General features: G+C 71.2%; 8 protein-coding genes. All 8 read left to right on the top strand.

Annotated features, from left to right (window positions below; genetic code table 11):
* Positions 1-163: 163 nt before the first annotated feature.
* The 8 genes from ruvC to ACZ4VT_RS35135 all read left to right on the top strand — a co-directional run bounded on the left by ruvC (position 164) and on the right by ACZ4VT_RS35135 (position 9,435).
* A complete protein-coding gene (gene ruvC, locus ACZ4VT_RS35170) occupies positions 164-700 on the top strand; it encodes a crossover junction endodeoxyribonuclease RuvC (protein WP_351289661.1) in 537 nt (178 codons plus the stop codon).
* Complete coding sequence (ruvA, locus tag ACZ4VT_RS35165; RefSeq protein ID WP_467955447.1) at positions 697-1,329, top strand: Holliday junction branch migration protein RuvA; 633 nt, start codon at positions 697-699, stop codon at positions 1,327-1,329. The genes ruvC and ruvA overlap by 4 nt, the downstream gene beginning before the upstream one ends.
* Before the next feature lie 208 nt (positions 1,330-1,537).
* The gene (ruvB, locus tag ACZ4VT_RS35160; RefSeq protein WP_030706273.1) at positions 1,538-2,611 is read left to right on the top strand and encodes a Holliday junction branch migration DNA helicase RuvB; all 1,074 of its coding nucleotides are present in this window, start codon (positions 1,538-1,540) and stop codon (positions 2,609-2,611) included.
* 167 nt (positions 2,612-2,778) lie between these two features.
* A complete protein-coding gene (gene yajC, locus ACZ4VT_RS35155) occupies positions 2,779-3,255 on the top strand; it encodes a preprotein translocase subunit YajC (RefSeq protein ID WP_467955446.1) in 477 nt (158 codons plus the stop codon).
* A gap of 152 nt (positions 3,256-3,407) precedes the next feature.
* Entirely contained in the window at positions 3,408-5,201 is a 1,794-nt protein-coding gene (gene secD, locus ACZ4VT_RS35150; RefSeq protein WP_467955445.1) for a protein translocase subunit SecD, read from the top strand.
* 3 nt (positions 5,202-5,204) lie between these two features.
* Entirely contained in the window at positions 5,205-6,260 is a 1,056-nt protein-coding gene (secF, locus tag ACZ4VT_RS35145; RefSeq protein WP_467955444.1) for a protein translocase subunit SecF, read from the top strand.
* A complete protein-coding gene (locus tag ACZ4VT_RS35140) occupies positions 6,257-6,811 on the top strand; it encodes an adenine phosphoribosyltransferase (RefSeq protein ID WP_467955443.1) in 555 nt (184 codons plus the stop codon). Before secF ends, ACZ4VT_RS35140 begins: the two co-directional genes overlap by 4 nt.
* Before the next feature lie 191 nt (positions 6,812-7,002).
* Positions 7,003-9,435: a RelA/SpoT family protein gene (locus ACZ4VT_RS35135; protein ID WP_362803165.1), complete on the top strand. Its 2,433-nt coding sequence runs from the start codon at positions 7,003-7,005 to the stop codon at positions 9,433-9,435.
* Positions 9,436-9,640 lie beyond the last annotated feature (205 nt).

Genomic DNA, 9,640 nt, shown 5'->3' with positions numbered 1-9,640 from the left:
ACCTCGCGCCCGGTCCGACGGCCCCACAGCACCCCCCCGCCCCCACCCCCCCCCCCCCCCCCCCCCCCCCCCCCCCCCCCCCCCCCCCCCCCCCCGCTGCTTTGTCAGTGGTGCCCGATAACCTGCACCGACACGGACGGATGAGCGAACGAGGGGGGCGAAGGTGCGCGTACTGGGCGTGGACCCGGGGCTGACGCGATGTGGTGTCGGCGTCGTCGAGGGTGTCGCCGGCCGCCCCCTGACCATGCTCGGGGTGGGGGTCGTACGCACCCCCGCGGACGCGGAGTTGGGCCACCGGCTCGTCGCCATCGAGCAGGGCATCGAGGAATGGCTCGACACGCACCGGCCCGAAGTCGTCGCCGTGGAGCGGGTGTTCAGCCAGCACAACGTCAGCACCGTGATGGGCACCGCCCAGGCGAGCGCCGTCGCGATGCTGTGCGCCGCCCGCCGCGGGATACCGGTCGCCCTGCACACCCCGAGCGAGGTCAAGGCCGCCGTCACCGGCAGCGGCCGGGCCGACAAGGCCCAGGTCGGCGCGATGGTCACCCGGCTGCTGCGGCTGGCCGAACCGCCCAAACCGGCGGACGCCGCCGACGCCCTCGCCCTCGCCATCTGCCACATCTGGCGGGCCCCCGCCCAGAACCGCCTCCAGCAGGCGGTCGCCCTGCACGCCTCTGGCTCGAAAGGCCGTACCCGATGATCGCCTTCGTCAGCGGCGCCGTCGCCGCGCTCGCCCCCACCCTTGCCGTGATCGAGGTCGGGGGAGTGGGCATGGCCGTGCAGTGCACGCCGAACACCATCGCCGGCCTGCGGATGGGAGAGCAGGCCAGGCTGGCCACCTCCCTGGTCGTACGGGAGGACTCGCTCACCCTGTACGGCTTCGCCGACGACGACGAGCGGCAGGTCTTCGAGCTCCTGCAGGGCGCGAGCGGGGTCGGGCCGAGGCTGGCGCAGGCGATGCTCGGGGTGCACAGCCCGGACGCGCTGCGGCTGGCCGTCTCCACGGGGGACGAGAAGGCGCTGGTGGCGGTGCCCGGCATCGGCAAGAAGGGCGCGCAGAAGCTGCTGCTGGAGCTGAAGGGCAAGCTGGGCGCTCCGCTGGGCGCGAGCGGGCTGGTGGGGGCACAGCGGGCCGTGGCCAGTGGGCCCGCCCCCTGGACGGAACAGCTGTCCGCAGCGCTGATCGGGCTGGGCTACGCGTCGCGCGAGGCGGAGGAGGCCGTCTCGGCGGTGACGCCGCAGGCCGAAGCCGCGATCGCCGCCGGCGGTTCGGCCCCGGTCCCGCAGCTCCTGCGAGCCGCCCTGCAGTCCCTGAACCGAGCCCGCTAGCCGCGACGCGCCGCCGCCGGGGCCCGACCTGAGCCTCAGGCGCCGGCGGGGCTCAAGGACCGGGGCTCCGCCCCGCACCCCGCTCCTCAAACGCCGCAGGGGCCGAGTTCGGCCCGGCGATCGAGGCGCGGGGGTTCGGGCTCAGAGCCCCCGCAGCGGCGCCGCAGGCGACCGACCGCCGCACGAACCGATAAGGCAGAGTGACACCGTGAACTGGGACGACGAGACCAACGCAGACGAGAGCGAGCGACTCGTCGCGGCCTCGGCAGACGGGGAGGACACCGCCGTGGAGGCGGCCCTGCGGCCCAAGGACCTCGGGGAGTTCGTCGGCCAGGAGAAGGTCCGCCAGCAGCTGGACCTCGTCCTGAAGGCGGCCAGGCAGCGCGGGGCCACCGCCGATCACGTCCTGCTCTCCGGCGCGCCCGGCCTCGGCAAGACCACGCTGTCGATGATCATCGCGGCCGAGATGGGCGCGCCCATCCGCATCACCTCCGGCCCCGCCATCCAGCACGCCGGCGACCTCGCCGCCATCCTGTCCTCCCTCCAGGAGGGCGAGGTCCTCTTCCTCGACGAGATCCACCGCATGTCCCGGCCCGCCGAGGAGATGCTCTACATGGCCATGGAGGACTTCCGCGTCGACGTGATCGTCGGCAAGGGTCCCGGGGCCACCGCGATCCCGCTGGAACTGCCGCCCTTCACCCTGGTCGGGGCCACCACCCGGGCCGGACTGCTGCCCCCGCCGCTGCGGGACCGCTTCGGCTTCACCGGGCACATGGAGTTCTATGCCCCCGAGGAGCTGGAGCGCGTCATCCACCGCTCCGCCCGCCTCCTCGACGTGGAGATCGACACCGACGGCGCCGCCGAGATCGCCGGACGCTCCCGCGGCACCCCGCGCATCGCCAACCGCCTGCTGCGCCGCGTCCGCGACTACGCCCAGGTCCGGGCGGACGGCGTGATCAACCGCGAGGTGGCCGGTACCGCCCTCCAGGTGTACGAGGTGGACGCGCGCGGGCTCGACCGGCTGGACCGGGCCGTGCTGGAGGCGCTGCTGAAGCTGTTCGGCGGCGGCCCCGTCGGGCTGTCCACCCTCGCCGTGGCCGTCGGCGAGGAGCGGGAGACCGTGGAAGAGGTCGCGGAGCCCTTCCTGGTCCGCGAGGGCCTGCTCGCGCGCACCCCCCGGGGACGGGTCGCGACGCCCGCCGCATGGGCTCACCTGGGGCTCGTCCCGCCGCAGCACGGTGGGAGTGGATCAAGCGGACAACAGGGCTTGTTCGGGGCCTGACGGCGCGGAGGTTCGCCCCCTCAGGAACTGCGGTGCCATGCTGGGCGTTGTTCCATAGGTGCGGACTCGCCTAGACTCCGCCGATGCCGACCCTTCGGGTCGGTATGCCCACCCCCCCGTAGAAAAGGCCGCCGTCCGCGTGCGGTCGTGCGAAGGATCTCCGTCCCGTGAATCTCGTGACACTCCTCCCGTTCATCGTGCTCATCGGGGCGATGTTCCTGATGACCCGCTCCGCGAAGAAGAAGCAGCAGGCAGCCGCGCAGATGCGCGACCACATGACGCCCGGCACCGGGGTCCGCACCATCGGCGGCATGTACGCCACGGTGAAGAAGATCGGTGACGACACCGTCACCCTCGAGGTGGCTCCCGGCGTCCACGCGATCTTCGCCAAGAACGCCATCGGCGCCGTTCTCGACGACGCGGAGTACAACCGCATCGTCCACGGCATCAGCGAAGACGTGACGACCGACACGCCGGTCGTCCCGGACGACGCCTCCTCCCTCACCGAGGAGCCGAAGACCGACCTCACCAAGGACAAGGGCGAGGACGAGGCTCCCAAGCTCGACCTGGGCAAGAAGGACGGGGCCGAGGACGGCGAAGAGCCCAAGGACGGCAAGACCGACGGCGAGGCCGGCGCGAAGTAGCGCGCGGCCGGGGACCGTGGAGGCGCCAGACCGGCGGCCGCCGCGGTCCCCGTCAGTGACACTTCTGCGGGGGGCAGGGGTCCCCACCACACATTCGTGGCCGTCCGCGCGCTGACCCGGCGCGGGGCGGTTGGACAGGGAGAAACGACAAGGTGGCAGCACCGAAGAAGGGCCGGCGGCCCACGGGGGCTCAGGGGAGGCCGGGGCGTGCCCTGGCGATCATCCTGATCGCGATGGTGGCGCTCACCGCGGGGATGTTCATCTCCAAGCAGACGACTCCCCGGCTGGGCATCGACCTCGCCGGTGGCACGAGCATCACGCTCAAGGCCAAGAGCGAGCCCGGCAAAGAGAACGCCATCAACGAGACCAACATGAACACGGCGGTCGGCATCATCGACCGCCGCGTCAACGGTCTCGGCGTGTCCGAGGCGGAGGTCCAGACCCAGGGCCGCGACCACATCATCGTGAACATCCCCAAGGGGACGAACGAGCAGCAGGCGCGCGAGCAGGTGGGCACGACCGCCCAGCTCTACTTCCGCCCGGTCATCGCGTTCGCGGACGGCACCCCCGTCGCCCCCGAGGGCACCCAGAGCCCGAACCCGAGCCCCTCCGCGAGCGGCTCCGGTGCCCCCAAGGCCGAGGACGGCAAGAAGGCCAGCCCCTCCGCCACCCCGTCGTCCAGCGCCACTTCCCAGGGCCGTGCGGTCAGCGAGGCCCTCAAGGCCCCGGCCGCCACCGCCACTCCCTCGCCCTCGGCGAGCGAGTCGAAGAAGGCAGACGACACCAAGGCTCCGTCCCCGTCCGCGTCCGCTCCCGCCACGGGTGACGACGCGGCCGCCGCCGATCTGCAGGCCAAGTTCGCCGCGCTCGACTGCACGGACGAGAAGCAGCGCACCGCCATCAAGGGCGCCAAGCCCACGGACCCGACCCTCGCCTGCGGTCAGCGCGGCGGGGCCTGGGGCAAGTGGGTCCTGGGTCCGGCCGCCGTCGAGGGCAAGGACGTGAAGAGCGCCAAGGGCGTCATCGACCCGCAGTCGGGTCAGTGGATCGTCACGATGGACTTCAACGACCGCGGCTCCGACGCCTTCGCGAAGGTCACCGGCGAGCTGGCGGCCAAGCAGATGCCGCAGAACCAGTTCGCCATCGTGCTCGACGGCGACGTGGTCTCGGACCCGTCCGTCAGCCAGGCGATCATGGGCGGCAACGCCCAGATCTCGGGTGGCTTCACCCAGCAGTCCGCGCAGGACCTCGGCAACATGCTCTCGTACGGCGCCCTGCCGCTCTCCTTCAGCGAGGACAGCGTCACCACCGTCACCGCCGCGCTCGGCGGCGAGCAGCTGCGGGCCGGCCTGATCGCCGGTGCCATCGGTCTGCTGCTCGTGGTGATCTACCTGCTGGTCTACTACCGGGGCCTGGCGTTCGTCGCCATCCTGAGCCTCCTGGTCTCCGCGATCCTGACCTACACGATCATGGCGCTGCTCGGCAAGGGCATCGGCTTCGCGCTGAACCTGCCCGCCGTCTGCGGCGCGATCGTGGCGATCGGCATCACGGCGGACTCCTTCATCGTGTACTTCGAGCGCATCCGCGACGAGATCCGGGAGGGCCGCACCCTGCGTCCGGCCGTCGAGCGGGCCTGGCCGCGCGCCCGGCGCACGATCCTGGTCTCCGACTTCGTGTCGTTCCTCGCCGCCGCGGTGCTGTTCATCGTGACCGTCGGCAAGGTGCAGGGCTTCGCCTTCACCCTGGGTCTGACGACCCTGCTCGACGTGGTCGTGGTGTTCCTCTTCACCAAGCCCGTCATGACGCTGCTGGCGCGTACGAAGTTCTTCGCCAGCGGTCACCCGTGGTCCGGGCTGGACCCGAAGCGGCTGGGTGCCAAGCCCCCGCTGCGCCGGTCCCGCCGTACCGGTTCCGCCCCCGCCCCCGTCGAAGCAAAGGAGGCGTGAGAGATGTCGAAGCTGGGAGATCTCGGCGCCAAGCTGTACCGCGGTGAGGTCGGCTACGACTTCGTCGGCAAGCGTTTTCTCTGGTACGGCGTTTCCATCCTGATCACCATCACGGCGATCGTGGCCCTGGCGGTCCAGGGTCTCAACATGGGCATCGAGTTCAAGGGCGGTGCCGTCTTCACCACCCCGAAGACGACCGTCTCCGTGGCCAAGGCGACGGAAGCCGCGGAGGAGGCCTCGGGCCACGACGCGATCGTCCAGGAGCTCGGCACCGGCGGCCTGCGCATCCAGATCTCCGGTCTGGACACCGACGCCGCGACCGACGTCAAGAAGGTCCTCGCCACCGACCTCAAGGTCACCGAGGCCGACATCAACGCCGACCTGGTCGGACCCAGCTGGGGCGAGCAGATCGCGAACAAGGCCTGGACCGGCCTGGGCGTCTTCATGGTCCTCGTGGTGATCTACCTGGCCATCGCCTTCGAGTGGCGGATGGCCGTCGCCGCGCTGATCGCCCTGATCCATGACCTCACCATCACCGTCGGCGTGTACGCGCTCGTCGGCTTCGAGGTCACGCCGGGCACGGTCATCGGTCTGCTCACGATCCTCGGTTACTCCCTCTACGACACCGTCGTCGTCTTCGACGGTCTCAAGGAGGGCTCGAAGGACATCACCAAGCAGACCCGCTGGACGTACAGCGAGGTCGCCAACCGCAGCATCAACGGCACCCTGGTCCGCTCGATCAACACCACGGTCGTCGCGCTCCTCCCGGTCGCCGCACTGCTGTTCATCGGCGGCGGCTTCCTGGGCGCCGGCATGCTGAACGACATCTCGCTGTCGCTGTTCGTCGGCCTCGCGGCCGGTGCGTACTCCTCGATCTTCATCGCGACCCCGCTGGTCGTGGACCTCAAGGAGCGGGAGCCGGCGATGAAGGCCCTGAAGAAGCGGGTGCTCGCGAAGCGGGCGGCCGCGACGGCCAAGGGCGAGTCCCCGGACGACGGCTACGCGTCCGAGGACGAGCCGCAGGTCGTGGCGCAGGGCCGGCCGGGGCGGCGGCGTTGACCGCGGCGCTGTCCGAGGACGTACGGGCCCTGCTGCTCGCACGGATCAAGGACGTCCCGGACTACCCGCAGCCGGGCGTGATGTTCAAGGACATCACCCCGCTGCTGGCCGACCCGAAGGCCTTCGCGGCCCTGACGGACGCGCTGGTGGAGCTGGCCGGACGGTACGGGGCGACGAAGATCGTCGGGCTGGAGGCGCGGGGGTTCATCCTGGCGGCTCCGGTCGCCGTGCAGGCCGGTATCGGCTTCGTGCCGGTGCGCAAGGCCGGGAAGCTGCCGGGTGCGACGCTCGCGCAGTCGTACGAGCTGGAGTACGGCACCGCGGAGATCGAGGTCCACGCGGAGGATCTGGCGGCGGGTGACCGGGTCATGGTCATCGACGACGTGCTGGCCACCGGTGGTACCGCCGAGGCCTCGCTCTCGCTGATCCGGCGGGCCGGGGCCGAGGTCGCGGGCGTGGCGGTCCTGATGGAGCTGTCGTTCCTTCCCGGCCGGGCCAAGCTGGTGCCCGCGCTGGACGGGGCGCCGCTGGACGCGCTGATCGTGGTCTGACCTCTTCGCTTGCCGAGCGGCGGGTATCCGGGACATCCCGGGTGCCCGCCGCTCCCGTGTGCGGCGCCGCACACGGGAGCGGCTCGCGGAACGAGGGGGCCGAACCCTCGCTACCATGGGTTGTCCGGACCGGACACGGGCACCGGATCCTCCCCCACACGTCGTCCGGGGGGACCCCCAGAGGAGCGCTCTTGCCAGACGAGGTCCAGCCAATCTCCGCCGCGCAGCCCGACCCGAAGGCCGAGCCGGCCACGGCGGTTCCCGCTACGCCCCCGCCGGCTCCGCCGGCCCCGCCGGTCAAGCCCGCGCCGGCGAAGTCGGCCGGCTCCTCGAACCGGGTGCGCGCCCGTCTCGCACGGCTCGGCGTCCAGCGCTCGAACCCGTACAACCCGGTGCTGGAGCCCCTGCTCCGCATAGTCCGCAGCAACGACCCGAAGATCGAGACGTCGACGCTGCGCCAACTCGAACAGGCGTACCAGGTCGCCGAGCGCTGGCACCGCGGCCAGAAGCGCAAGAGCGGCGACCCGTACATCACCCACCCGCTCGCGGTGACGACCATCCTCGCCGAGCTCGGCATGGACCCGGCCACCCTGATGGCCGGTCTGCTGCACGACACCGTCGAGGACACCGAGTACGGCCTGGAGGACCTGCGCCGCGACTTCGGCGACGCCGTGGCCCTCCTCGTCGACGGCGTCACCAAGCTGGACCGGGTGAAGTTCGGCGAGGCCGCGCAGGCCGAGACGGTCCGCAAGATGGTCGTGGCGATGGCCAAGGACCCGCGCGTCCTCGTCATCAAGCTCGCCGACCGGCTGCACAACATGCGCACCATGCGCTACCTCAAGCGGGAGAAGCAGGAGAAGAAGGCCCGCGAGACGATCGAGATCTACGCCCCGCTGGCCCACCGGCTGGGCATGAACACGATCAAGTGGGAGCTGGAGGACCTCTCCTTCGCGATCCTCTACCCGAAGATGTACGACGAGATCGTCCGTCTGGTCGCCGAGCGGGCGCCCAAGCGCGACGAGTACCTCGCCGTCGTCACCGACGAGGTCATGGTCGACCTCAGGGCGGCCCGCATCAAGGCCACCGTCACGGGCCGGCCGAAGCACTACTACAGCGTCTACCAGAAGATGATCGTCCGCGGCCGCGACTTCGCCGAGATCTACGACCTGGTGGGCATCCGCGTCCTCGTCGACACCGTCCGGGACTGCTACGCGGCCCTCGGCACCGTGCACGCGCGCTGGAACCCGGTCCCCGGCCGGTTCAAGGACTACATCGCGATGCCCAAGTTCAACATGTACCAGTCGCTCCACACGACGGTCATCGGGCCCAGCGGCAAGCCCGTCGAACTGCAGATCCGCACCTTCGACATGCACCGCCGCGCCGAGTACGGAATCGCCGCGCACTGGAAGTACAAGCAGCAGACCGTCGCCGGCACCTCCAAGGTCCGTACCGACGTCCCGCAGGCCGCCAAGGGCAGCGCCGGCCAGGACACGGTCAACGACATGGCCTGGCTGCGCCAGCTGCTGGACTGGCAGAAGGAGACCGAGGACCCGGGCGAGTTCCTCGACTCACTACGCTTCGACCTCTCCCGCAACGAGGTCTTCGTCTTCACCCCCAAGGGCGACGTCATCGCGCTGCCCGCCGGTGCCACCCCCGTGGACTTCGCGTACGCCGTCCACACCGAGGTCGGCCACCGGACCATTGGCGCCAGGGTCAACGGCCGGCTGGTGCCGCTGGAGTCCACGCTCGACAACGGCGACCTGGTCGAGGTCTTCACCTCGAAGGCCGAGGGCGCGGGCCCGTCCCGCGACTGGCTGGGCTTCGTCAAGTCCCCGCGGGCCCGCAACAAGATCCGCGGCTGGTTCTCCAAGGAGCGCCGCGACGAGGCCATCGAGCACGGCAAGGACGCCCTCGCGCGGGCCATGCGCAAGCAGAACCTGCCGATCCAGCGCATCCTCACCGGCGACTCGCTCGTCACCCTCGCGCACGAGATGCGCTACCCCGACATCTCCTCCCTGTACGCGGCGATCGGCGAGGGCCACGTGGCCGCGCAGGGCGTCGTACAGAAGCTGGTGGCGGCCCTCGGCGGCGAGGAGGCGGCCAACGAGGACATCGAGGAGTCGATCCCGCCGGCGCGCGCCCGCAGCAAGCGGCGCAGCAACGCCGACCCGGGCGTCGTCGTCAAGGGCGTCGACGACGTGTGGGTCAAGCTGGCCCGCTGCTGCACCCCGGTGCCGGGCGACCCGATCATCGGGTTCGTCACCCGTGGCAGTGGCGTATCGGTTCACCGCGCGGACTGCGTCAACGTCGACTCGCTCTCCCAGCAGCCCGAACGGATGCTGGAGGTCGAGTGGGCGCCCACCCAGTCCTCGGTCTTCCTCGTCGCCATCCAGGTCGAGGCGCTGGACCGGTCCCGGCTGCTCTCGGACGTCACCCGGGTCCTCTCGGACCAGCACGTCAACATCCTCTCGGCGGCCGTCCAGACCTCCCGCGACCGGGTGGCCACCTCCCGGTTCACCTTCGAGATGGGCGACCCGAAGCACCTGGGCCACGTCCTGAAGGCCGTACGGGGCGTCGAGGGCGTCTACGACGTCTACCGGGTGACCTCCGCACGCAGGCCGTAGGACGATCCAGCTCCGCAAGGCGTACGGCCCGGAGGCCGTCCTCGTCCGCCGGCGCCTCGCCGGCCTGCTCCAGGAATCCCGGAACCACATCCAGGCGTGCGAGGCGCTGGGGCGGGCCCTCGACATCGGCGAGGGCGAGACCCGCGCCCGGTGACCCACGCGGCGGGGCCCGGCGGTGAAGGATCACCACCGGGCCCCGGCACGT

This window comes from Streptomyces sp. NPDC029164 (assembly GCF_055563995.1).
The sequence above is the reverse complement of the archived record's forward strand: the minus strand, read 5'-3'. Positions and strand labels throughout refer to the sequence as shown.

Coding starts and splice junctions, on each gene's coding strand:
- secF (WP_467955444.1), top strand. CDS start 5,205: ATGTCGAAGCTGGGAGATCTCGGCGCCAAGCTGTACCGCGGTGAGGTC.
- ruvA (WP_467955447.1), top strand. CDS start 697: ATGATCGCCTTCGTCAGCGGCGCCGTCGCCGCGCTCGCCCCCACCCTT.